Annotated in this window: 21 protein-coding genes; 9 read left to right on the top strand and 12 right to left on the bottom strand. The window is 63.8% G+C overall.

The features are described from left to right. The first annotated feature begins 166 nt into the window (after window positions 1-166). Window positions 167-625 (top strand): CopD family protein, encoded by a 459-nt coding sequence (locus C2L66_RS11160; protein ID WP_054929974.1) that lies wholly within the window; start codon window positions 167-169, stop codon window positions 623-625. 204 nt (window positions 626-829) lie between these two features. Here C2L66_RS11160 and C2L66_RS11155 read toward each other — a convergent pair whose 3' ends face one another. The 7 genes from C2L66_RS11155 to C2L66_RS11125 all read right to left on the bottom strand — a co-directional run bounded on the left by C2L66_RS11155 (window position 830) and on the right by C2L66_RS11125 (window position 9,719). Then, the gene (locus tag C2L66_RS11155; RefSeq protein WP_060600122.1) at window positions 830-2,047 is read right to left on the bottom strand and encodes a chromate transporter; all 1,218 of its coding nucleotides are present in this window, start codon (window positions 2,045-2,047) and stop codon (window positions 830-832) included. A gap of 204 nt (window positions 2,048-2,251) precedes the next feature. Next, complete coding sequence (locus C2L66_RS11150; protein WP_054929976.1) at window positions 2,252-4,618, bottom strand: bifunctional diguanylate cyclase/phosphodiesterase; 2,367 nt, start codon at window positions 4,616-4,618, stop codon at window positions 2,252-2,254. Between the two features lie 528 nt (window positions 4,619-5,146). After that, on the bottom strand, window positions 5,147-6,037 hold the full coding sequence (locus C2L66_RS11145; RefSeq protein WP_060600124.1) for a PhzF family phenazine biosynthesis protein: 891 nt from the start codon (window positions 6,035-6,037) through the stop codon (window positions 5,147-5,149). Between the two features lie 223 nt (window positions 6,038-6,260). Beyond that, entirely contained in the window at window positions 6,261-6,725 is a 465-nt protein-coding gene (locus C2L66_RS11140) for a RidA family protein (RefSeq protein WP_054929978.1), read from the bottom strand. A gap of 121 nt (window positions 6,726-6,846) precedes the next feature. After that, window positions 6,847-8,043, bottom strand: a complete 1,197-nt coding sequence (locus C2L66_RS11135) for an aminotransferase-like domain-containing protein (protein WP_060600125.1) — start codon at window positions 8,041-8,043, stop codon at window positions 6,847-6,849. 64 nt (window positions 8,044-8,107) lie between these two features. Then, the gene (locus C2L66_RS11130) at window positions 8,108-9,013 is read right to left on the bottom strand and encodes a DMT family transporter (protein WP_054929980.1); all 906 of its coding nucleotides are present in this window, start codon (window positions 9,011-9,013) and stop codon (window positions 8,108-8,110) included. A 25-nt stretch (window positions 9,014-9,038) separates the two neighbouring features. Next, entirely contained in the window at window positions 9,039-9,719 is a 681-nt protein-coding gene (locus tag C2L66_RS11125; RefSeq protein ID WP_060600127.1) for a VOC family protein, read from the bottom strand. A gap of 390 nt (window positions 9,720-10,109) precedes the next feature. Between C2L66_RS11125 and C2L66_RS11120 the strand changes: the two genes are divergently transcribed. Beyond that, window positions 10,110-11,570 carry an aminotransferase-like domain-containing protein gene (locus tag C2L66_RS11120; protein ID WP_060600129.1) on the top strand — a complete coding sequence of 487 codons (1,461 nt, stop codon included), beginning with the start codon at window positions 10,110-10,112 and terminating at the stop codon, window positions 11,568-11,570. A gap of 158 nt (window positions 11,571-11,728) precedes the next feature. Then, the gene (gene htpG, locus C2L66_RS11115) at window positions 11,729-13,621 is read left to right on the top strand and encodes a molecular chaperone HtpG (RefSeq protein ID WP_060600131.1); all 1,893 of its coding nucleotides are present in this window, start codon (window positions 11,729-11,731) and stop codon (window positions 13,619-13,621) included. A 90-nt stretch (window positions 13,622-13,711) separates the two neighbouring features. Here the strand turns inward: htpG and C2L66_RS11110 are convergent, their stop codons facing one another. Then, window positions 13,712-13,978, bottom strand: coding sequence for a hypothetical protein (locus C2L66_RS11110; RefSeq protein WP_054929983.1), 267 nt, complete (start codon window positions 13,976-13,978; stop codon window positions 13,712-13,714). A gap of 196 nt (window positions 13,979-14,174) precedes the next feature. On the opposite strand from C2L66_RS11110, the gene C2L66_RS11105 reads away from it, so the two are divergent. The 6 genes from C2L66_RS11105 (at window position 14,175) to C2L66_RS11080 (ending at window position 19,729) form a co-directional block, all read left to right on the top strand. Continuing rightward, window positions 14,175-14,852, top strand: a complete 678-nt coding sequence (locus C2L66_RS11105; RefSeq protein WP_060602544.1) for a chorismate--pyruvate lyase family protein — start codon at window positions 14,175-14,177, stop codon at window positions 14,850-14,852. Further along, on the top strand, window positions 14,852-15,325 hold the full coding sequence (locus C2L66_RS11100) for a DNA-deoxyinosine glycosylase (protein WP_054929984.1): 474 nt from the start codon (window positions 14,852-14,854) through the stop codon (window positions 15,323-15,325). The genes C2L66_RS11105 and C2L66_RS11100 overlap by 1 nt, the downstream gene beginning before the upstream one ends. After that, entirely contained in the window at window positions 15,322-16,239 is a 918-nt protein-coding gene (locus C2L66_RS11095; RefSeq protein WP_054929985.1) for a class I SAM-dependent methyltransferase, read from the top strand. The genes C2L66_RS11100 and C2L66_RS11095 overlap by 4 nt, the downstream gene beginning before the upstream one ends. A 324-nt stretch (window positions 16,240-16,563) precedes the next feature. Further along, a complete protein-coding gene (locus tag C2L66_RS11090; protein WP_054929986.1) occupies window positions 16,564-16,788 on the top strand; it encodes a DUF3311 domain-containing protein in 225 nt (74 codons plus the stop codon). Further along, a complete protein-coding gene (gene mctP, locus C2L66_RS11085) occupies window positions 16,788-18,338 on the top strand; it encodes a monocarboxylate uptake permease MctP (RefSeq protein ID WP_054930035.1) in 1,551 nt (516 codons plus the stop codon). The genes C2L66_RS11090 and mctP overlap by 1 nt, the downstream gene beginning before the upstream one ends. A gap of 188 nt (window positions 18,339-18,526) precedes the next feature. Continuing rightward, window positions 18,527-19,729 carry an FUSC family protein gene (locus tag C2L66_RS11080; RefSeq protein ID WP_060600132.1) on the top strand — a complete coding sequence of 401 codons (1,203 nt, stop codon included), beginning with the start codon at window positions 18,527-18,529 and terminating at the stop codon, window positions 19,727-19,729. A gap of 4 nt (window positions 19,730-19,733) precedes the next feature. Here C2L66_RS11080 and C2L66_RS11075 read toward each other — a convergent pair whose 3' ends face one another. The 4 genes from C2L66_RS11075 to C2L66_RS11060 form a co-directional block, all read right to left on the bottom strand. After that, window positions 19,734-20,168, bottom strand: a complete 435-nt coding sequence (locus C2L66_RS11075; RefSeq protein WP_060600134.1) for a VOC family protein — start codon at window positions 20,166-20,168, stop codon at window positions 19,734-19,736. Window positions 20,169-20,458: 290 nt separating this feature from the next. Next, entirely contained in the window at window positions 20,459-21,412 is a 954-nt protein-coding gene (gene tal, locus C2L66_RS11070) for a transaldolase (protein WP_054929989.1), read from the bottom strand. 281 nt (window positions 21,413-21,693) lie between these two features. Continuing rightward, on the bottom strand, window positions 21,694-22,905 hold the full coding sequence (locus C2L66_RS11065) for a benzoate/H(+) symporter BenE family transporter (protein WP_060600136.1): 1,212 nt from the start codon (window positions 22,903-22,905) through the stop codon (window positions 21,694-21,696). A gap of 120 nt (window positions 22,906-23,025) precedes the next feature. Next, on the bottom strand, window positions 23,026-24,201 hold the full coding sequence (locus tag C2L66_RS11060) for a vWA domain-containing protein (protein ID WP_060600138.1): 1,176 nt from the start codon (window positions 24,199-24,201) through the stop codon (window positions 23,026-23,028). Between the last annotated feature and the right edge of the window lie 24 nt (window positions 24,202-24,225).

Genomic DNA, 24,225 nt, shown 5'->3' with positions numbered 1-24,225 from the left:
TGAGCGGGGTGTCTCACGGCGCGACACGAAAAACAACGAAGAAAATAGCGCAGCGAATGAACTGCGCATGATGTCACGAGTCGAACGCGGTCATTGGCGCATGTCAATGCCGCGTGTTTCGACAGGACATAACGGCAGCGCGCTACATCGGCAAAGGAAAACAACTATGAACAAGGCGATCGAACTCGCGCTCTTTTTGCATCTGCTGGGTGTCGCCGTGTGGATCGGCGGTATGGTATTCGCGCATTTCTGCCTGCGTCCCGCACTTGAGGATCTCTCGCCGCAATTGCGGTTGCCGCTATGGGAATCGGTGTTTGGCCGGTTCTTCAACTGGGTCGGCGTGTCAGTGCTCGTCATTCTGCTGACGGGCGGTTTCCTGCTGATGCAGTTTGGCGGCGGCCACGCCACATGGCAACTTCACGCGATGGCCGGGATCGGCATTGTGATGATGCTGATTTTCGGACATATCCGCTTCGCAGTGTTTCCCCGCATCCGTCGCGCGGTGCAGGCGCAGAAATGGCCCGATGGTGCGCGCGCCGTCGCGACCGTGCGGCGTCTGGTCGTCGTCAATCTGGTCCTGGGTGTCGTGACCATCGGCGTAGCAGCATTGTCGCGCGGGTTCTGAAGGCGGCGACGTGTCGGCAGCCCCGCATGAGCGCCGCTTTCGCGGCGCTTTTTGTTTAGTGCGCGGCAGATGGGCGCGGCCAATTACCGGCATCTCGAATCATAAAACTGCCAATGCGGTTTCTGAAAATATCAGTACGGTATCCAAATTAACGTCACGTATCGTTACAGTGCGACGCGCCACAGTCGGGGAAGGCAGACGGCGTTACCTCATGTGCCCGACGAACAGCCACACGCCGCATGCGACAGCGACCGTCCCATACACCGCATAGACGGGCAGCTTCAGCTTTGCGAAACACACGCCCGAGAACACGGCTGTCAACAGATACGCCGGCTCTAACGGCACGTTGCGCACGATCCGCAGCACCGCGACGGCCAGAAACGCAGTCGTTACCGCGCGCAGCACGCGCATGCCGTGCTCGAAACGCGGGTTCGTCTTCAATTGATGCAGGTGGCGTTGAGCGAGCACGACAAGGCAGCCCGACGGCACGAACAGCGCGATCGTCGCGATCAGCGCGCCGCGCCATCCTTCGACCAGATAGCCGAAGAACGGCACCACGTTCAGAAGCGGTCCCGGCGACAAGGGCGATAGCGAAAACGCCAGCGTGAAGTCGTTGTCTGTCACCCCGACAATGGGCGTGACGAATAGCGTCTTCAACACGGGCAACGCCGAGAAGCCGCCGCCGAACAGCGTCAATCCCGCACCTGCGAGACGCGGCCACAACAGCGCAAGTTCATAGCGATGCGGAAGCGGCACCGCGAAAATCAGCAGCAGCACGCACAGGCCGATCAGCAGGCGCCAGTCACCCGCGCTGAGCGTGGTCGAGAGGCGCGCGCCGCGCGCGTCGCTGCGCACCCAGCCCGACATGAACGCCGCGCCAAGAATGCCGATATAGGCGGCGGGCGTGTGCGCGCCGACCAGCGCGATGCTGCCGAGCACGGCCGCCGTCCATTCGAGACGCCCGCGTACGAGCGCGCGGGTTTGCTTGTACCAGGTGACACCGATCAGCGTCGCGAGCACGACGCTGAAATGATTGAGCAGCGTCTGCGAGGCGACTTCGCGCACGATCGGCGTGCGGTAGAAGATCGCGAAAGCCGTCATCAGCATGAAGAAGGGCAGGACGCTAGCGACGCCCGCCACCCACGCGCCCGCGCGACCGCGCAGCACATGGCCGAGTTGCACCGCGACGTTGCAGCCGACGGGCCCCGGCACCATCCACGCGAGCGCGACGATGTCGGAGAACGCGAGACGCGTGAGACGCTCCTCGCGCTCAACGTAGTGGTTCTCCAGTTGCGCCATCAGCGCGAGTCCGCCCCACGACAGCGCGGACAATCCAAACACGACGCGAAAGAGCGTCCAGAGCGGCTCGCGCTCGTGGCATCGCGTGACTTCGTCTCCCGTCGACGCATCGAGCGCCGTCATGTGCTGAGCTGGACGCATGTGAACACCTGTTGGGCTGGTTTCTTATCTCGCACGCGCCCACGATGGCCGCGGCAGCGCACGCTGAGGTCATGCGAGGTCGAGCGCGTTCGCCCGATATGTGTCGATACCGCTTCTCGGCTGCCGGCGCAATGTCTCGTGGCCGTCCTTGCAGCAGCAAAGCCGCGCGCAAGGGAGCCGCTCCCCTCAGGCCGATTCGTTGCTGGTGCTGGTGCTGGCGGCGTCGCTGTTGTCGACGTCGCGTGCGTGCGCATGAAGCGCGGTGCCGCAGACGCCGAAACGTTCGAGCAGCGCGGGAATGGCATCGGCGGGCACGGGCCGCGAGAACAGAAAACCCTGCGCTTCGATGTGCCCCAACGCCGCGAGCCACGCAATCTGTTCTTCCGTTTCCGTGCCTTCGACCACCACCGTCAATCCCAGCGAGCGCGCGAGATTGACGATGGCCGTCACCATCACGCACACGCTGCGGTCGCCGGGAATGGCCTGCACGAAAGAGCGGTCGACCTTCAGCGTGTCGACCGAGAAGCGGTTCAGATACGACAGCGACGAATAGCCCGTGCCGAAGTCGTCGAGCGCGATGCGCACGCCGAGCCGCTTCAACGCGAAGATTTTTTCGGAGACGAGATCGGGATACTCCATCATCGCCGTCTCGGTGATTTCGAGTTCGAGACGCCGCGCGGCGATACCCGTTTCCTCGATGGCCTGCGAGATCGTCTCGAACAGATCGCCGCGCCAGAACTGTACGGCCGAAATGTTCACAGCGAGTGACAGCGTGTCGTAACCCTGTTGCTGCCATTGCGCGAGTTGCCGGCACGCGGTGCGGATCACGAAATCGCCGATGGGCACGATCAGACCCGTCGATTCCGCCACGGGGATGAACTCGTTCGCTGGAATCAGGCCGTGCTGCGGATGATTCCAGCGCACGAGCGCCTCGAAGCCCGTGATGCAGCGGCGCGCGAGATCGATCTTCGGCTGATAGGCGAGGAACAGTTGCTGGTCGGCGAGCGCGACGCGTAACTGCTGTTCCCACTTCATCAGATGGTCCGCGCGATGCGACAGATGCGGCGAGTAGAACTGATAGCAGTTCTTGCCCGCGTCCTTCGCGCTGTACATCGCGAGGTCGGCTTTCTTCAGCAGGTCGATTTCACTTTCGTTCGCGACCGAGTAGAGCGCGATGCCGATGCTCGCGTGCAAGACGAACGAACTGCCGCGCACTTCGAACGGTTTCGCGAACACGTCGGCGATCGCTTCCGCGAGCGTCACCGAGCGCTTCTCGACATCTTCACCCTTGATCACGACGACAAACTCGTCGCCGCCGATACGCGACAACGCGCCCGCGTCGGCGACGGCATCCGCGAGACGCGCGGCCGTCATCTGCAGCACGATGTCGCCGGCGTTGTGGCCGAGCGTGTCGTTGACGGTCTTGAAGTTGTCGAGGTCGATGAAGAGAATCGCGAGATGCCCGAGGTTGGCGGGCTGCGTTACGTCGTGACGCAGGCTCTGCAACGTCGAATAGCGGTTGCGCAGACCCGTCAGCAGATCGAACTCGACGAGATGCGTCATCTCGCGCTCGCGGCCGAGCAACTTGCCGATCAGCCCCGTGGCGACGGCGAAGAAGCCGAGCATCGCGAGCGAGATAAAACTCGCCATCAGCAGATAGACGTTGCGTGTGTGGTTGTAGTCGGCGAACTCTTCGGCTTGCGACAGGCCGACCAGCACGCCGAGCGGGTAGCCGTCGATATGCCGGTAGGACACGATGCGCGTGACGTTGTCGATCGAATCGACGTAGGTGCCCGACACATGCTCCGAGGTCGGATAGACGCCCGTCGCCGTAAACACGCCTTGCGCATGGTCGGCGTTGCCCGTGCGGCGCGCGAGCACGGCGCCACTGTCGGAGATCACGGCGATCACGCCTTCGCGTCCGATCGCTGCGTTGTTGTAGAAGTCGCTGGTGAAATAGCTCGGGTCTTCCGACACCACCACGACGCCCGCGAACGAACCATCGGGGTGATTCAGGCGGCGCGTCATCTGCAAGGTCCAATGGCCCGAGACGCGGCCGAGCACGGGCTTGCTGATGAACAGCTGGTCATCGTTCTCGTGCTCGTGCACCTTGAAGTGTTCGCGGTCCGACAGGTCGATCGGTTTTGGATTGGGGTCGGCCGTGTTCGCGATGAGCTTGCCGTGCTCGTCGATCAGCGAAACCTGCACGAGCGTTTCGCTTTGCACGACGCCTTTTTCGACCGTGCTGCCGAGATCGAAATGCCCCGGCGTTTTTTCGAATTCGAATTTGACGAAGCGCGTGATCTGATCGACCTGGTGAATCGCCTTCACCGTGTGCTGTTCGAGTGCCGCCGACAGAATCGCGGCCGAGGCCATCGCTTCGCGATACGTCGTTTCCTTCTCAACCGACAGCCGCGCGAAGATAACCGTCCACAGCAGCACGAGCACCAGCACGCCGAGCGCGGGAATCGCGAGCAGCGCGCGTCGGCGTGTTCCCGCCGGATCGAGGCGGTGCCTGACGTCGCGGGCGGAAGCGTGGCGGAACTGATTCATCGGCTGGACCGTGACCCTGTGCCTTGCGGCTGTACTTGTGTTGCGGTGTTTGCGTTCAGGTTGACTGCGCGAATGTTAAAGCAACCGGCTGCTTTGACAATTGACACGCCGCAGTGGCGGCGTGGGTGCAGGGGCGCGGTGGCGAGCCAGACCACCCATCGGTCATCGGTTACGATTTGATATTACTGAATGGGCAATAATTAAGGAAGGGCTGGCGCATCGGGTATACGCTGTCCCTGGCGGGCATACGGGCAACGTTCGCGCGGTCGCGTGCGTAGCCCGAACAGGCGCATCAGGCGGGCGTTTGAAAGATTTTGTCGAAACCGCGGAAAGGATGGTCGAATGCCGCAATGATAGTTCGACAGCCATCATGGCAATGCGGCCATTCATGCTGTGTGCATGAATGGCCGCATTGGCGTTGGATTGGGGCATGTTATCGGTGCGCATCTGGTGGATTTTTAGAACATCCAGGTGACGCGCAAATGTCAATTCAGTCGCCGCCCATTCCCACCCATTGCATGTGCAGATTCACGGCAAACGGAATGTGCCGTCGATGATCGTCACCGATGCGCCGCCTATCCACGTTTTGCCCGCTGCGTCGTCATAGCGCACGTGGACATCGCCGGCGCGGCCGATCGCGGTGCCTTGACGCACCGTGTACTGATTGCCGGGCCGCGTGTTCTGCGCGGTGAGCAGTCCCGCGACGGCGGCGTTTGCGCTGCCCGTGACAGGGTCTTCCCCTACGCCGAGGTTGCCGCCCAATAGCAGGCAGCGCAGCTCAAAGGTCGCCGGGCCATCTGCTTCATGGGGACCGTAAGCCGCGAGGCCGGACGCGCCCGCCGTTTGCGCAACACGCCGCAGCGCTGCCGCATCGGGGTCGAGCGCGAGACATGCGCTCGCCGATTTCATACGGACCACGAGCCATTTCGGACCATTGTCGACACCGCACGGTTGCGCCGTGTAATCGATTGCATCGCTGCGCAACGCGTCGGCGAGCGCGGCGTACTCGCTTTGCGCGAGCGGCGTCACGCGCGCCGGCGGTGCAGCGAATGCCCACACGTTGCGCGCGCTATCGTCTTCCGTCAGTTCGATCAGGCCCGCCGCGCATTGCTGGACGAGGCGGCCCGGCTGCTTCGGCTGGTTGCCCGCTTCGCGCCACGCGTGCGCGCTGCCGAGCGTCGGGTGACCGGCGAACGGCAACTCGCCTCCCGTCGTGAAGATACGCACCCGGTAATCGGCCGACGGGTCGGTCGGCTTTAACAGGAACGTCGTCTCCGACAGATTCGTCCAGCGCGCAATGGCCTGCATCTGTTCGGTGTCGAGTGTGTCCGCATCGAAAACCACCGCGAGCGGATTGCCTTTGAACGGCACGGACGTGAATACGTCCACCTGTTTGAAACGGACGGTGTGCTCTTGCATCGTGTGTCTCTTTTCGGTGTATGACCTGGGGTTTGTGCGCAGTGCGATGTTCGCGTGTCGTGTTGTGACGGCACAACGTCGATGCGAATGCGAAGTCGAACGTCGATAAAAAAACGCCGCCGATGACGCTTTCACATCATCGACGGCGCGTTAGCGTCGGGGCGGGTTTGCGACGACAAAGGCGTTCGCAACGACGAACGCCTCACGCGTGGTTCCGCGCCGCTTATTGGACCTCGGCGATCAGTTCGATCTCGACGCATGCGCCAAGCGGAATCTGCGCGACGCCGAATGCCGAACGCGCGTGCTTGCCGCGCTCGCCGAACACGTCGGCGATCAGCTCCGACGCGCCATTCGTGACGATGTGCTGCTCGGTGAAATCGAGCGTCGAGTTGACGAGGCTCATCACCTTGACGATGCGCGTCACGCGGTTCAGGTCGCCGACATGCGCGTGCAAGGTGGCGAGCAGATCGATCGCGACCGAACGTGCGGCCGTCTTGCCTTCTTCTGTGCTGACGTTGTCGCCGAGCTTGCCGGCCCACACCTTGCCGTCCTTCTTCGCGATGTGACCCGACAGGTACACCGTGTTGCCGCTTTGCGCGCTCATCACATACGCGGCAGCGGGCGCGCCCGCGACGGGCAGTTCGATGCCCAGTTCCTTCAGCTTGTCATACACATTCGATTGAGCCATGACGGGTCCTCGTCGATGAATGGAAAGAGTCGTGAAGCGTGCGCGCGACCGATGGCGATTCGCTGCTGGCCGCGCGCTCGCGCCGGGAGAGGCGCGCGATGGCGCATCTTACCGTGGGTGTTCAGACACGCGCGCGGATGAGTTCCGCGAGACGCGCGACGCCTTCGTCGATTTTCGCGGGCGGCACGGTCACGAACGACAGACGCAGCGTGTTGTGCTGTGCTTCGTTCGCGAAGAACGGACCGCCCGGCACGAACGCGACGTTCTGCGCGACGGCTTCTTCGAGCAGCTTCATCGAATCGATGTGCTTCGGCAGCGTCACCCAGATGAACATGCCGCCTTCCGGCCGGTTCCACGTCACGCCTTCAGGCATGTAGCGTTCGAGCGAGCCGAGCATCGCTTCGCACTGGTCGCGATAGAGCGCGCGAATCTTCGGCACGTGGGTATCGAGGAAGCCGTCTTTCACGACTTCATGCACGATGCGCTGCGTGAAGCTCGGCGTGTGGAGATCGGTGGCCTGCTTGGCCTGCACGAGCTTGAAGTGCAGTTCCTCGGGCGCAATGATGTAGCCGATGCGCAGACCCGGCGCCAGCACCTTCGAGAACGAGCCCAGGTGGACGATGTGATCGGGCGCCATCGACAGCATGGTCGGCAGCGGCTCGCCGCGGTAATCGAGCGCACCGTAGGGATCGTCTTCGATGACGGGGAAGGGCGCCGACTTCGCGAATTCGGCCAGCGCGCGGCGGCGCTCGATGGGCAGGCGGCGGCCCGTCGGATTCTGGAAGTTCGGTTGCGCGTACAGCAGGCGCGCGCCCCTGGTCAGCTCGGGCGTGAGGCTTTCGGGGATCAGGCCGTTATCGTCCGTCGGCACCTGAACGTAGCGCGGCTCGTACATCGAGAACGATTGCAGCGCGCCGAGATAGGTCGGCGTTTCGACCAGCACCGGGCTTTCCGGGCAGACCAGCACCTTGCCGAGCAGATCGAGCGCCTGTTGCGAGCCCGTCGTGATCAGCACCTGCGAAGGACGGATCTGCGCGCCGTTCACCGAATAGCGTTGCGCGACCCATTCACGCAGCGGCAGATAGCCTTCCGTCGCGCTGTACTGGAGCGCGGCGGCGGGCGAATCGCGCAGGATGCGGTCGGAGGCCGCGCGCATTTCTTCGGCCGGGAACGTGGCCGGCGACGGCAGACCGCCCGCGAACGAAATGACCTCGGGCCGCTCGGTGACCTTCAGGATTTCGCGAATCGCCGAGCTGGTCAGCTTGCGAGCGCGTTCGGACAATTGCCAGGTCGGGGCATTGAGGTCGCTTTGATTCATGGTCTCCTCGTCGGTGTAGCGGGAACAGGTGGTCGGTCAAAAGAAGGATTATCGCGCGAACTCGTCAGGCCGCGCGAACCGGCCGCACGGCCGTATGCACGGCGGCCTTGCGGCCCAGCATCACGGTGGCGATCACGGCCGCCGCGAAAATCCACGTGATGGGCGCGACGTTCTCGCCGAAAAAGAGCGCGGAGAACGCCATCGTGAAGAAGATCTGCAGCAGTTGCACCTGGCCGACGCGCGCCGTCCCGCCCATGGCGAGCCCCGCGTACCACGCGAAAAAGCCGATGAACTGCGAGAACACCGTGACATAGCCGAACGCGAGCCATGTTTGCAGCGCGACGGGGCCGGGATGCGTGACGTGCTGTTCCCAGCCGAGCCACGCGACGGGAATCAGCAGGAACGGCGCGGACACGACGAGCGCCCAGCAGATCACCTGCCAGCCGCCGATCTGCCGCGCGAGGCGCGCGCCTTCCGCGTAGCCGAGCGCGCCGATACCGACGGCGACCAGCATCAGCAGGTCGCCCGCCTGCAACGCGCCGCCGCCCGCCTGCAAGGCGAACGCGATGACGATTGCGCTGCCCGCGACGGCGCTCGCCCAGAACGCCTTCGACGGACGCTCGTGCGACAGCCACGCCGCGTAGATGGCGACGCACAGCGGCTGCAAGCCATTGACCACTGCGCCGTGCGAAGCCGGCACACTCTTCATCGCCCACGCGGAAAACACCGGAAACGCGACGATCACGCCCAGCGACACGACAGCCAGGCTTTTCAGTTGCGGCCACGTCGGCAGCTTTTCGCGGCGGACGGCGAGCAGCACGGCGGCGGGAACGGCGGCGGCGAGCGCGCGGCCCAGGCCGTTCAGCAGCGGGCTGAATTCGGCGACGACGATGCGGGTCATCGGCAGCGTCAGACTGAAAATCACCACGCCGATCAGGCCGAGCAACATGCCCTGGGTTTCGCGCTTCATTGCTTCTGTCTCTCTATGTTTGGGGTTATTCGAGCGTACGCAGTCCGCTCGGGGTTTCGATTTCAGCCGCCAACGCGGGCGCGCCGTCCGTGCTTTCCAGCACGATCAAAGGGGCAGCGCCGAGCCATTGCAGCTGCTGCGCGACGATGTCCGCCTGCCGATGCCAGCCTTTCAGCGCCTTCAACGCGAGGCCCGTTTCCGGCATCAGGTCGGACGGATGGCGCGGCGTGTCCCACTGGATCAGCGACGGCACGACACCGTCGCCCACGCCTTGCCAGCACGGGAATGCGCCGTCGTCGGCGACCGTCAGGCTCCAGGTGAAATCGCCGCGCGTCATCGGCACGACGGTCGAAATACGCTCCGGATACTGCTGTTGCCACAGCGCCAGATTCTTCGGCCGATCGACGCGCGCGACCCAGTGCGACAGATACGGACCCTTCGCGAGGCGTGCCTGCACGGCGGGATCGTCGAGCGCGAAGAGCCGGGGACGGGCCTCCGCGGATGGCGCCGCGTCGGGATCGATCGCGATTACTTCCAGATACGCGCCGCCCCACAGGTTGAGCAAGCGGTTGTGCGTACGCATCGACGGATGCGCGCCGCCGCCCGACGGCGCGATGCCGAGCGTGTCGGCGACGTATTGCGTGCCTTCGTCGAGGGTGCGGGCGGAAACAACGAGGTGATCGATGCGTAGCGTGTGTGCGGTCATGGCTGCAAGTGGACGGTCGTTCTGCTGAAGGCCGCAGCGGCAGGCAACTGTCTGTCGCGTGCCGGCGGCCAGGCTAATCCGAAAGGATACCGTTTGGCTTGCGGCCGGACCATGCGCAGTGCGGCACGGCCGGTACAGCGGGCTTTGCGCTGCGTCGGATGGAGCGCGCAAATGAGGCAAGAACGGGTCGAAAACGGGAAAAAACCGGTCGGAAAAAGCTGAGCGTCGATTCAAATGTACCGACAGTGACCGGCACAGTAACGGTACAATCGCTTCGATACTGTTCGGTACAGTTGTCCGCGCGTCTGATAGACATCTGTCCTCGCAACGGGTATAGCCCGCTGCGCGCCGCTTCCGACGTTGCCCTTGCAGCACCCGCTGGAGATCGCCATGTCCGTCCCGCTCGACCTGATTCCCGCTCCTCACGACGCTTCGGCGCTGACGCTCGTCGATCAGCTCGTCCAGTGGGCGCGCCGCCGTATCGAGGAGCGCGTGTTCCGCCCCGGCATGCGCATGCCGTCGATCCGCAAGCTCGCGCTCGACAAAGGCGTGTCGCGCTTCACGGTGGTCGAGGCGTACGAGCGGCTGGTCGCGCAGGGTTATCTGGATTCGCGGCGCGGCTCGGGCTTTTACGTGCGCGAGCGGCTGGCGGCCGGGCCGCTGCCCGTCGAGCGCCGCGCCGCCGCGCCCGACGCGGCGCCCGCGCCAAGCACGATCGACGTTGTCTGGCTGTTGCGCAACATGCTGCACACCTCGACGCGTCCCGAGCGCGGCCCCGGCCTCGGCTACCTGCCGTCGCGCTGGCTCGACGGCGAGCTGATCACGGGCGCGCTGCGCACGCTCGGCCGGCAAAGCGGCGCCCAGATGCTCGGCTTCGGCACGCCGCAAGGCTTCCTGCCGCTGCGCCAGCAGTTGCAGACGCGGCTGGAGGAACTGGAGATCGGCGCGTCGCCGGAGCAGATCGTGCTCGTGTCGGGCATCACACAGGCCATCGACCTGATCGCGCGGCTCTACGTGCAGCCGGGCGATGCCGTGATCGTCGGCGATCCGGCATGGTTCCAGATGTTCGGGCGCTTCGCGTCGCAGGGCGCGCGGCTGGTCGGCATGCCTTACACGCCGGAAGGCCCCGACCTCGACGCGTTGGAAACGCTGGTGCAGACGTGGCGGCCGAAAATGCTCGTGCTCAACTCCGTGCTGCAAAACCCGACGGGCACGTCGCTGACGGCGGCGCAGGCGTTCCGCATCCTGCGGCTCGCGGAGGCGTACGACTTCATCGTCGTCGAAGACGATATCTACGGCGATCTATGCCCGCCGGGCTTTCCCGCGACGCGGCTCGCGAGCCTCGACCAGTTGAAGCGCGTGATCTATCTCGGCAGCTTCTCGAAGACGCTCGCGGCAAATCTGCGGGTCGGTTTCATCGCTTCGTCGCTGGACGTCGCCAAGGCCGTCACCGACCAGAAGATGCTGGTCGGCATGACGACGCCCGAACTGAACGAGCGCGTGCTGTACAAGATTCTGACGGAAGGGCACTACCGGCGGCATGTCGAGCGGCTGCGCGCGCGGCTCGACGGGGTGCGCGACAAATCCGTGCGCATGCTCGAAAAGACGGGCTTGCGCATGTTCCAGACGCCCGCGGCGGGCATGTTCGTGTGGGCGGATACCGGCGTCGATGCCGACGCGCTGGCGGCCGCCGGCCACGAGGAAGGCTTTTTGCTGACACCGGGAAGCCTGTTTTCGCCGCAGCAGTCGCCAACCACGTGGATGCGCTTCAACGTCGCGAACTGCGGCGACCCGGCGCTGCCCGCATTCCTGTGCCGTTATCTGGACGCCGTCGCGCGGCGGGCTTCCTGAGGGGCGCATGAAGGGCCACATGGGGGCCGCATGAAGCCCCTTGAATTGGCGTCGCCTGCCCCCATTTGACCCGGCAACGTCTGAAAGCGCGCCGCGCTTCCAGACACATTCAGCTTCGAATCCACGAATCAACCTGCAATAGAAGGGGAACACTGACCATGGCACAAGAAACCATGAGCTTTCAGGCAGAAGTGAAACAGCTTCTGCACCTGATGATCCATTCGCTGTACAGCAACAAGGAAATTTTCCTGCGCGAACTGATCTCGAACGCGTCGGACGCGGCGGACAAGCTGCGTTTCGAAGCGATCGAAAACAGCGCGCTGTACGAGAACGATCCGAACCTGCGCATCCGCGTGTCGTTCGACAAGGCGGCGCGCACCATCAGCATCGACGACAACGGCATCGGCATGAGCCGCGACGAAGCGATCGCGAACCTCGGCACGATCGCGCGCTCGGGCACCAAGGAATTCTTCGGCAAGCTGTCGGGAGACCAGCAGAAGGACGCGGCGCTGATCGGCCAGTTCGGCGTTGGGTTCTATTCGGGCTTCATCGTCGCGGACAAGATCACGGTGGAGACGCGCCGCGCCGGTTTGCCGGCGTCGGAAGGCGTGCGCTGGACGAGCGCGGGCGAGGGCGATTTCTCGGTCGATACGATCGAGCGCGCGCAGCGCGGCACGACGATCACGCTGCATCTGCGCGCCGACGAAGACGAGCTGTTGTCGTCGTACAAGCTCAAGTCGATCATCCAGAAGTACTCGGATCACGTCGCGCTGCCCATCCTGATGCAGAAGGAAGAGTGGGACGCCGAAAAGAGCGAGATGGTCGCGAAGGACGAAGACGAGACCGTCAATCAGGCGAGCGCGCTGTGGACGCGCGCGAAGAGCGACATCACCGACGAGCAGTACAAGCAGTTCTACCAGCACCTGTCGCACGACCACCAGGACCCGCTGACGTGGACGCATAACCGCGTGGAAGGCCGCAGCGAGTACACGCAGTTGCTGTATGTGCCGTCGCACGCGCCGTTCGACATGTGGAACCGCGATCATCGCGGCGGCCTGAAGCTGTACGTGAAGCGCGTGTTCATCATGGACGACGCCGAGCAACTGCTGCCCGCGTATCTGCGTTTCGTGAAGGGCGTGGTCGATTCGGCGGATCTGCCGTTGAACGTGTCGCGCGAACTGCTGCAGGAAAGCCGCGACGTCAAGGCGATCCGCGAAGGCGTGACCAAGCGCGCGCTGTCGATGCTCGAAGAGCTGGCGAACTCGGAAGAAGCCGCCGAAAAGGAAAAGTACGCGACGTTCTGGAAGGAGTTTGGCCAGGTGCTGAAGGAAGGCATCGGTGAGGACTTCGCGAACAAGGAGCGCATTGCAAAGCTCGCGCGTTTTGCGTCGACGCATGAAGACTCGTCCGCGCAGACGGTGTCTCTCGCGGACTACGTTGCGCGCATGAAGCCCGAGCAGTCGAAGATCTACTATGTCACGGCCGATACGTATCAGGCCGCGAAGAACAGCCCGCACCTCGAGGTGTTCCGCAAGAAGGGCGTCGAAGTGCTGCTGCTGACAGACCGCGTCGACGAATGGATGCTGTCGTTCCTCAACGAGTTCGACGGCAAGCCGCTGCAAAGCGTCGCGCGTGGCGATCTCGATCTGGGCCAGCTGAACGATGAAGAGAAGCAGGCGCAGGAAAAGGTCGGCGAAGAACTGAAGCCGCTCGTCGAGCGCATGAAGGAAGCGCTCAAGGACAAGGCGAAAGATGTGCGACTGACGTTCCGCCTGACGGATTCGCCGTCGTGCCTCGTCGCCGATGAAGGCGATATGAGCGGCTATCTGCAGCGCATGCTGAAGGCGGCAGGGCAGAACGCGCCGGCGTTCCATCCCATTCTCGAGGTCAATCCGGAGCACGCGCTGGTCAAGAACCTCAGCGCGGACAATACCCATTTCGATGACTGGTGCCATCTGTTGTTCGATCAGGCGCTGCTCGCGGAAGGCGGTTCGCTGGAAGACCCGGCGAGTTTTGTGAAGCGGACGAATGCGTTGTTGTTGGCGCGGTGATCGGCGTGGCCGGCTAGCTCACTTTGGATGATGAAAATGCGCTGCTTCGGCAGCGCATTTTTTTGCTCGCGGTTTTCGCGCCGGGCGAACTCAACGCTCGGGCGAGCCGCCGCCGAGCTTGCGTACCTGAGAGAGCACCGAGCCCGCCAGTTCTCTGGCTTCCGCGCATGCGTGCGAATCGCCGAGTACGTGTCCGGCCACCTTGCCGATCCGCGCGCTCGTGTGTTTACTGGTGTGATGCTGAGCGAGCGCAGAACCTGCGAGTTCCTTTTCTGTCTCCGATACGGGCTTTCGCTTCAGAACTAGCGCGGCGAGATGGGCAATACGATCCGAAGTGGCTTTGTCATGAGCGGTCATACGAACCTCCGAGGTGCAAGTGGGATGAGTGAGCGATTGCCATCGACGGGATGGATCGACTCGCCGTTATCTTCAACGGCGGCTTTTCGCACGGGTAGCAGTCCGTTCTGAACTGCATACGGGAATCGTCTGCGCGTGAGTCAGGAGATTTCGAGCCGAAAGGAGCGGATACGCCGCGCGTCCTATAATGCGGGCCATGCCTATCCGTTTCGATGCAGCCGACGCGCATTGGCGCGTTGCCCCCCTTCCCGGTTTCTCGCCCGATCAAAAAGACTGGCTCACACGCGGCGGTTCGCTGACGGCGCACTTGCGCACGCTCGGCGCCGTCGCGGTGCGCGTGACGCGCGAGGCCGTCGATTTGCCCTTCGACGACGAATACACCGCGCTCGCCATCGCGCCGCGCACGCCCGTGTGGGTGCGTGAAGTGGTGCTATCGGTCGATGGAAAGCCGTTCGTCGCCGCGCACAGCATCGTGCCGCTGGCTGCGAGCACGGGCGTGTGGCAAGCGATGCGCCGTCTGCGCACGCGGCCGCTCGCGGAACTGTTGTATAGCGACAGCAGTGTGTCGCGCTCGTCGCTGGTCAGCCGGCGCTTGACGGCGCGGCATCCGTTGTATCGTCTTGCTTCGCGTGAAACCGCAGACGCACCCGTTCACGCGTTGCTCGCGCGACGTTCCGTATTCGAGCGCTACGGCGAGCCGTTGATGGTTACGGAAGTGATGCTGCCCGCGCTGTGGACGTGTCTCGCGATGCGCGGTCACAAGCATGCGGCGGCGCATCCCGTGCCGCGCGATCATGGACAGGCGCTCGATCACACGGCATCGCGGGCCGACGTCAATGCAAAGCGCGTCGGCAAGCAAGGCGAGGTGCGCTGATGCTGCGCGGCTTTCCACCCGTCGTCGCCGAGAGCACGCATACGCTGATACTCGGCAGCTTTCCCGGCGAGGCGTCGCTGGCGGCGACGCAGTATTACGCGCATCCGCGCAACCAGTTCTGGCGTTTGCTCGGCGCGGTGATCGGAGAGCCGCTGCACGAATTCGATTACCCGACGCGGCTTGAGCACGTGCTGAAGCACGGCATCGGCGTGTGGGACGTACTGGCCGCATGCACACGCGAAGGCAGCCTCGATGTGGCGATCCGCAACGCGACCCCGAACGACTTTGCATCGTTTCGCGAGTACGCGCCGCAGTTGAAGAAGGTCTGCTTCAACGGCAAGACGGCGGGGCGCTTTGCACCTGTGATCGCCGAGGCGGGCTACCAGACGCTGGTGCTGCCGTCCTCCAGCCCCGCCAATGCTATGCTCTCGTTCGACCAAAAATTGCGCTTGTGGCGCGAGATCCTCACATGACGAAACTGATCAAGCGCGCTTCGGCCGAGGCGCGTGCTTTCCGCAACAAGCAGTCCGCTGCACCCGCGCAACGCATTTCGCGCGCAAAAACCCGCGCATCGCGCGATGAGGACGACTTCAGCGACGTCGCGAAAGCGTCGCTGATCGAAGCGCCGCGCAAACCGCGCTTCGCGCCCGTCACGTTCTCGGAAGAGGGTGGCGTGCGCTATCTGCACTTCGGTACGGAGTGGGTGCAAGGCGCGATGCGTCTGTCGAAGCCCGATCACATCGAACTCGAATACGCGCAGCAGATGATGGCGTGGCTGCTGTTCCTCGAAACGCCGAACCGCATCGTGCAGCTCGGCCTCGGCACCGGCTCGCTGACGAAGTTCGCGCACCGCTTCCTGAAGCGCGCGCAGGTCGAAGCCGTCGAATTGAATCCCGCCGTCGTGATCGCAGCGCGCACGATGTTCAGCCTGCCCGCCGACGACGCGCGCCTCACCGTGCGCGAAACCGACGCATGGGAATTCGTCAACGACCGCGCGAACCACGGCACGATTGGCGCATTGCAGATCGATCTGTACGACGCGACGGCGCGCGGCCCGGTGCTCGACAGCGTCGCCTTCTATCGCGCCGCGCGCGCGTGCCTGACGCAAGCGGGCGTCGCCACGATCAACCTGTTCGGCGATCATCCGAGCTTCGTGCGCAACATGAAGCGCCTGAACGAAGCCTTCGATGGACGCGTGATCGCGCTGCCCGAAGTGCACGACGGCAACCGCATCGCCATCGCATTCTCGGGCCCGGCGATCGACGTGCCGTTCAAGCAGTTGCAGGAGCGCGCGAAGCTGATCGAGGCAAAGCTCGCCTTGCCCGCGCGCAAGTGGGTCAAGGGCCTGCAGGAATCGACGGGCCAGAGCGACACCTTCGCGATCTGACAATCCCCGCGCTGGTGCAACGCCGGCGCTTGCGCAACCGCCGTGCCCCGCTCGGCACGGCGGGCTCGACGTTCATTCAGCCGGCATCGCGCCGCGCGTCTCAACGAAGCAGCGGAGATGTCCGCTTTCGTATCCGATCTCGCACTCTGCGACGTTTCGTCTATTGACAACACCGTTGCGTTTAGGGTCAGCCCTGCTTGACCGGTCGTTCGCCACTCCGATACTCTTTCGGGGCTTTCGGGGCGCCCAGTCTGTTATCCGCAGCCGGGTCCATCTGCCCGCCAGACGCGGGACACAATTCAATAATAGGTAAGAGGAGACGTCATGGCTCACGACGCCGACGCCAACAAGGCCAGCAAGCACTGGCTGTGGCTGTTGCTGTTACCCTGGATCGCGATGATCTGGGTGCCGTCCTACAACAAGATCGAACCCGTGCTGTTCGACTTCCCGTTCTTCTACTGGTATCAGCTCCTGTGGGTGCTGATCAGCGCGGTGATTACGGCCGTCGTGTACTTCAAGACCAAAACCCGCTCGAAGGGAGGTGCATGATGAACGCCACCGCAACCTTCGTCTTCGTTCTGTTTTTTATCGGCGTCACGATTCTCGGCTTCATCGCCGCGCACTGGCGTAAGGGCGATCTCGCGCATCTGGAAGAGTGGGGACTCGGCGGCCGGCGCTTCGGCACCATCGTCACATGGTTCCTGCTGGGCGGCGACCTGTACACCGCCTACACCTTCATCGCCGTCCCGGCACTCGTGTTCGGCGCGGGCGCGACGGGCTTCTTCGCGCTGCCTTATACGATCCTGATCTATCCGTTCGCGTTCGTCGTGTTCCCGAAGCTGTGGAGCATCTCGAAGCGTCAGGGCTACGTCACGTCCGCCGACTTCGTCAGCGCACGCTACGGCAGCCGCATGCTCGCGCTTGCCGTCGCCGTGACGGGCATCGTCGCGACGATGCCGTACATCGCGCTGCAGCTGGTCGGCATCGAAGTGGTGATCGGCGCGCTCGGTTTCGACACGAAGGGCTTCGTCGGCGATCTGCCGCTGATCATCGCCTTCGCGATTCTCGCCGCGTACACGTACACGTCGGGTTTGCGCGCGCCGGCCATGATCGCTGTCGTCAAGGACGTGCTGATCTACATCACGATCGCCGCCGCGATCATCGTGATTCCGCCGCAACTGGGCGGCTTCGGTCATATCTTCGGCGCGGTGCCGCCCGCCAAGCTGCTGCTGAAGGCGCCGGACGTGTCGAGCCTGAACGGCTATAGTGCGTACGCGACGTTGGCGATGGGCTCGGCGCTCGCGCTGTTCCTGTACCCGCACTCCATCACGGCCGTTCTGTCGTCGTCGTCGGGCAACACGATCCGCCGCAACATGGCGATGCTGCCCGCGTATTCGCTGGTGCTCGGTCTGCTCGCGCTGCTCGGCTTCATGGCACTCGCCTCGGGCGTGAAGGACATGCCGGAGTTCGCGCCGTACTTCAAGGCATTTGGCCCGAACTTCGCGGTGCCCGCGCTGTTCCTGCACTTCTTCCCGTCGTGGTTCGTCGGCGTCGCGTTCGCGGCGATCGGCATCGGCGCGCTGGTGCCCGCCGCGATCATGTCGATTGCAGCGGCGAACCTGTACACGCGCAATATCCACAAGGAGTTCGTGAACCGCAACATGACGCACGAGCAGGAGACCAACATCGCCAAGCTCGTGTCGCTGATCGTGAAGGTTGGCGCCGTCGCGTTTATTCTCGGCCTGCCGCTCACGTATGCGATCCAGCTGCAACTGCTCGGTGGCATCTGGATCATCCAGACGCTGCCCGCCATCGTGCTCGGTCTCTACACCCGCGTGCTCGACTATCGCGGCCTGCTGCTCGGCTGGGCGGTGGGCATTGCCGTCGGCACGTGGATGGCGATTTCGCTGAAGCTCGCGGGCTCGATCTACACGATCCATATCGGCGGCCTGGCAATTCCGGGTTATGCGGCTGTGTGGTCGCTGATCGTCAACCTCGTGGTGTCGATCGTCGCCAGCCTCGTGGTGCGAGCAAGCGGCATGAAGCATGCTGAAGACCGCACGCGTCCGGAAGATTATCTGGACGTGCACGAAGCCTGATCTCGCGTCGGCTGATTGCCGGAGAAAAGCCCGCAGCGCATGCTGCGGGCTTTTTTTCTGGCGCGGCGCGCTGCATCTGCCTGCATCTACGGACGCGAACGGCCGTATGGCTGTGCTGTGCTCGCGCGACATCGTTTAAGCTCGTGTGTTCGCTGCCTTTGCCGCGCAACCGCAACCTGGGATGACGGATGGCTCTCTCCGACCCGCAACCGAAGCCGCCGCGCAAGCCGGTCACCGGCACGCCGCCGGGACCCAACGACGCCGTCGCCGCGCGGCTCGCACCGCGCCGCACGCGCATCGGCCGGCTCGCACGCGCGGTCACCTCGCCGTATTACCGCTATCGGCACGCCAAGTTTTTTCATAGCCTGCGCGTCGGCCTCGCGATGCTCGTGTCGATCCTCGCGACGACGGGCATCGATATTCCGCACGGCATCTGGTCGTCGGTGACGCTGCTGGTGGTGATCGGCGGGCTGCAGCATCACGGCAACATCCGCAAGAAGGCGGCGGAGCGCGCGGCGGGCACGCTGCTCGGCGCAACGCTCGGGCTTGCGCTGATCCTGCAGCAGAACCTGTTCGATTCGCTGACGCTCACCTACGTGCTGATGTCGGTGATCGCCGCCGTCTGCGCATGGTTTGCGATCGGCAGCGCGGGTTACGTGGCGCTGTTGACGGCGATCACGATGTGCATCGTCGCAGGACACGGCGACAACATGATCGACACGGGGCTCTGGCGCACACTGAACGTACTGATCGGCATCGTCATTGCGCTGGCGTTTTCGTTCGCGCTGCCGTTGCACGCGACCTACTCATGGCGCTATCTGCTCGCCGACAACCTGCGCGAATGCGCGCGCATCTACACGCGGATGACGACGGGCGTGCCCGTCGGCAGCGACGAGCAGATTGCCACGTTCATCCGCATGGGCAAGCGGCTCGTGCAGTTGCGTTCGCTGATGCCGTCGGTCGCGAAGGAGATCGACCTGCCTATTGCGCGGCTCGACGAGATCCAGCGCTTGCATCGTTCGATGCTCAGCGCACTGGAAATGCTGTCGACGGGCACGCTCGCGCATCCGGAGCGGCGCGATGCGTTCGCGCAGCGGTGCGGCGCAGAGGCGAACGCGGTGCGCCTGACGCTGCTCGCCACCGCACGTGCGTTGCGCTTCGCGGGTGCGACGCAGTTTCGGATGCCGGACGCGGCGACCTGGTCGTCCAGGCTGGAAGCGGAGCAGGGCGCGCGGTCGCCATGCGAAGACATGGCCCCTGATTTACAGGGGCCGTATTGGCTCGCTCAGCGCTTTGCCGAACAGGTGGAACGCTTGCGCGCGCTGCTTGCGGCGAGCGAGACGAACTGGAACATCGAACGCGGCGCGAGCGATGCGCCCGAACGTCAATGACGAATCAGCTCGGATGCTTGTCGCCTTCGTGCGGATTGGTGACCATCCACATCACGCCGAACTTGTCGACGACCATGCCGAAGCCCGTGCTCCAGAATGTCGCCTGCCACGGCATCACGATGTTGCCGCCTTCGCCGATCGCGTTGAAGGTCTTCTCGCCTTGCGACGGATCGTCGACGGTGATCGACAGGCCATAGCCCGTGTGCGTGCCGGACGTCTCATCGCAGTTACCGTCCGACGCCATCAACTCCGTCGCGCCGATCTTGACCGACGCGTGCATGATCTTGTCTTCGGTGCCGGGACGAATGGGTTGCTGCGGGTTCGGCGGCGCGTCCCTGAAACGCATCTGGAACAGCACTTGCGCGCCGAGCTTCTCGCCGTAGAACTTCAGCGCCTCTTCGCAACGGCCATTGAAAAACAGGTAGGGCTGGACTTGCATCGTTGTCTCCCGTCAATTGATTTGGGACGTCGTTTCGCGCGAACGCGCAGTGACGGAGTGCGACCGAACGTACGCGTGCCGACGATTGTAGTCGCCGTTACAGCGTCGAATGTGAAACTGTGTTGACCGAAGTAAAACCTGCCGAAGCGCAGAAAGCACGCTTACATATTGGGAAAAGAATGCGCGCGAAGCGGTAGAGAGGCGGCGCAAAACGAGCGGCAACAAAAAAGCGCGCGTGGCCTTGCGGGCCACGCGCGCCTTGCTTGCGCGGTGAATGAGGTGAACCGGTCTTAACGCAGACCTTCGATCACCTTCTCCAGCTTGATCGCATCTGCAGCGAACACGCGGATACCTTCGGAGAGCTTTTCGGTGGCCATCGCCTCGTCGTTGACGAGGAAACGGAACGACGCTTCGTCCGTCGGCACGCGGGCGATGTCGGCATTCTTGCTGGCTTCCGGCGACAGCTTGCGCTCGACCTTGTCGGTGCTCTCCTGCAGCTTTTGCAGCAGGTCGGGGCTGATGGTCAGCAGATCGCAGCCCGCCAGTTCGAGAATCTGGCTGGTGGTGCGGAAGCTCGCGCCCATCACTTCCGTCTTGTAGCCAAACTTCTTGTAGTACGCATAGATGCGGCGCACCGACTGCACGCCCGGATCGTTTGCGCCGCCATCGCGCGCTTCGTCCCAGTTGCTGCCGGCGTTCTTCTTGTACCAGTCGTAGATACGGCCGACGAACGGTGAAATCAGTTGCGCGCCCGCTTCCGCGCATGCAACGGCCTGTGCCAGCGAGAACAGCAGCGTCATGTTGCAGCGGATGCCGTCCTTCTGCAGCACTTCAGCGGCGCGGATGCCTTCCCACGTCGACGCGAGCTTGATCAGCACGCGCTCGCGGCCGATGCCCTTCGCCTCGTACATCTTGATCAGTTCATGTCCTTTCTCGATCGACGCCTTCGTGTCGAACGACAGGCGGGCGTCGACTTCCGTCGACACGCGGCCCGGCACGATCTTGAGGATTTCGGTGCCGAAGGCGATCAGCAGGTTGTCGATGATCGCGCCGACCGGCTTCGACGCGTGATCGCGCACGGTCTTTTCGAGCAGCGGCTTGTACTCGTCCTTCTGCACGGCCTTCAGGACCAGCGACGGGTTCGTCGTGGCGTCCTGCGGCTTGTATTGCGCGAGTTGCTGGAAGTCGCCGGTGTCCGCGACGACCGTGGTGTATTGCTTGAGTTGATCGAGTGCAGTAGTCATGTCGAGCCTTCGCTTCGAGGCGCACGCGCGCCATGGTCCAGGAAATGATGACGCGGCCCGAGGCCGCCGTCCGTCGCGCGTTGCCACGGAAGCGCCCGCGCCGGCGCGTCATCTGCGATGTCCACGTCTGAAACCGGGGATGTTACCGTGGAACGCCGCCCGATACTTCTATTCTATGGCGGATCGGATGATGGTGGTTTGACAGGGACCCCCTCCGTCCGTTCGCGCCATGTCGCCAGGCGCTTTCCGCCTTTCGTTTTGCCGCTCACCCGTTGCCTTCGTCAGCCGCGCCGCGCGTTCAGCACGCCGTGCGTCACCAGCCCCGCGACCAGTCCCCAGAAAGCCGAGCCGATCGACAGCAGCGTGAGACCGGATGCCGTCACCATGAACGTGACGAGCGCGGCTTCGCGCTGGCGTGCGTCCTGCATCGCGTTGGTGAGGCCGCTCATGATCGAGCCGAATAGCGCGAGCGCCGCCACCGACACGACCAGCGCCTTCGGCAGCGAGCCGAACAGCGCGGCGATCGTCGCGCCGAAAATGCCTGCGATCAGATAGAACACGCCGCACCAGACAGCCGCCATGTAGCGCTTGTTCGCGTCTTCGTGCGCTTCGCGTCCCGTGCAGATGGCCGCGGTGATCGCCGCGAGGTTCACGCCGTGCGAGCCGAACGGCGCGAGCAGCAGCGAAGCGGCGCCCGTCGTCGCGATCAGCGGCGCCGAAGGCGTCTGATAGCCGTCCGCGCGCAGCACGGCGATGCCCGGCACGTTCTGCGACGCCATCGCCACGACGAACAGCGGAATGCCGATGCTGATCACCGCCGACAGTGAAAACGCAGGCAGCGTCAACACAGGCACGGCGAACGCGACTTGAAAGCGGCTGAAATCGAGTAGCCCGAGCGCGCCTGCAACGGCCGTGCCGACGATGAGCGTCGCTGGAATCGCATAGCGCGGCACACAACGCTTGATGACGAGATAGGTAAAGAACATCGCCAGCACGAGCCCGGTCTGGAATTGCGCAGCGCGGAAAATCTCGATGCCGATCTCGAACAGGATGCCCGCCAGCAGCGCGGCTGCAATGCCCGCCGGAATCCGCTTCATCAGCGTGTCGAACCAGCCGGTGAGGCCGATCAGCGTCAACAGCAGCGCACACACGACGAACGCGCCAATCGCTTCCGGATAGGCGACGTGCGGCAGCGACGAAACGAGCAGCGCCGCGCCCGGCGTCGACCACGCGACCACGATGGGCGCCCGAAACCGCAGCGACAGCCCGATCGTGCACAGCGCCATGCCCATCGACAGCGCCCAGATCCATGAAGAAATCTGCGCATCGCTCAGATGCGCGGCGCGGCCTGCCTGGAACATCAGCACGAGCGAACTGGTGTAGCCCGTCATCATCGCGACGAAACCGGCGACGAGCGCGGACAGGGACGTATCGGCGAGTGGCCGCAGCGGTGTGCGCGCAGCACGCGAGAAGTCGGGGGAAGAAGAGGTCATCCTGCGTGTCTCTATGTAGCGTAATTGGTGTCGTGGTGCCTGCCGGGGCGCATGCGCAATGCCGCTGCGGCCGCCGGCAATGTGCCGCGGCTCGTCGGACAGACAGGCAAAGCCGGGATCTTACTTGCTTAGCATGCGCATCGCCGTTTCGAGGCCGGCGAGCGTGAGCGGATACATCCGGTGGCCGAGCACCTCACGGATAACCGAAACCGACTGCCGGTATTCCCACAAGCCTTCCGGTTCCGGGTTCAGCCACGCATGATGCGGGAAATGGTCGGCGAGCCGCCGCAGCCACACGGCGCCCGCTTCGGCGTTGTTGTATTCGACCGAACCGCCCGCCTGGAGGACTTCGTAAGGGCTCATCGTCGCATCGCCGACGAAGATCAGCTTGTAGTCGGGCGTGAACTTGTGCAACACGTCCCACGTCGCGATCCGCTCGACATGACGGCGGCGGTTGTTCTTCCACAGGAAATCGTAGACGCAGTTGTGGAAGTAGTAGAACTCGAGGTGCTTGAACTCGGCTTTGGCCGCCGAGAACAGCTCTTCCGTGCGCTTGATGTGATCGTCCATCGACCCGCCCACATCGAGCAGCATCAGCACCTTCACGTTGTTGTGCCGCTCCGGGACCATCTTGAGGTCGAGCCAGCCGGCGTTTGCGGCCGTGCTGCGGATCGTGTCGGGCAGATCGAGTTCTTCGGCGGCGCCTTCGCGTGCGAAACGCCGCAGGCGGCGCAGCGCGACCTTGATGTTGCGCGTGCCGATTTCGACCTGATCGTCGTAGTCGCGGTAGGCGCGCTGATCCCACACCTTGGTGGCCGTCCGGCTGCCCGACGACTCGCCGCCGATCCGGATGCCTTCCGGGTTGTAGCCGCCGTTGCCGAACGGCGACGTGCCGCCCGTGCCGATCCATTTGTTGCCGCCTTCGTGACGGCCTTTCTGTTCGTCGAGCAGTTCCTTGAGGCGCTCCATCAGCTTGTCGAGGCCGCCCATCTTTTCGATCTGCGCTTTCTCTTCCGGGCTGAGATCGCGTTGCAGCTTCTTTTTCAGCCAGTCGAGCGGCACATCCAGCGCGAGATCGGCCTTCTGCGCGACGCCGTTGAAATAGGCGCCGAACGCCTGATCGAACTTGTCGAAATACTGCTCGTCTTTGACGAGCGTCATGCGCGCGAGGTAGTAGAACTCGTCCAGCGACGGCTGGATGACGCTTTCCTTCAACGCTTCGAGCAGCGTCAGGTATTCCTTCACGGAAACGGGCAGCTTTGCGGCGCGCAGCGTGTAGAAAAAGTCGATCAGCATGCCGGTGTCTCCGTCCGTGTTCGC

It is taken from the genome of Paraburkholderia caribensis, assembly GCF_002902945.1.
GTDB classification, from domain to species: Bacteria; Pseudomonadota; Gammaproteobacteria; order Burkholderiales; family Burkholderiaceae; genus Paraburkholderia; species Paraburkholderia caribensis.
The sequence above is the reverse complement of the archived record's forward strand: the minus strand, read 5'-3'. Positions and strand labels throughout refer to the sequence as shown.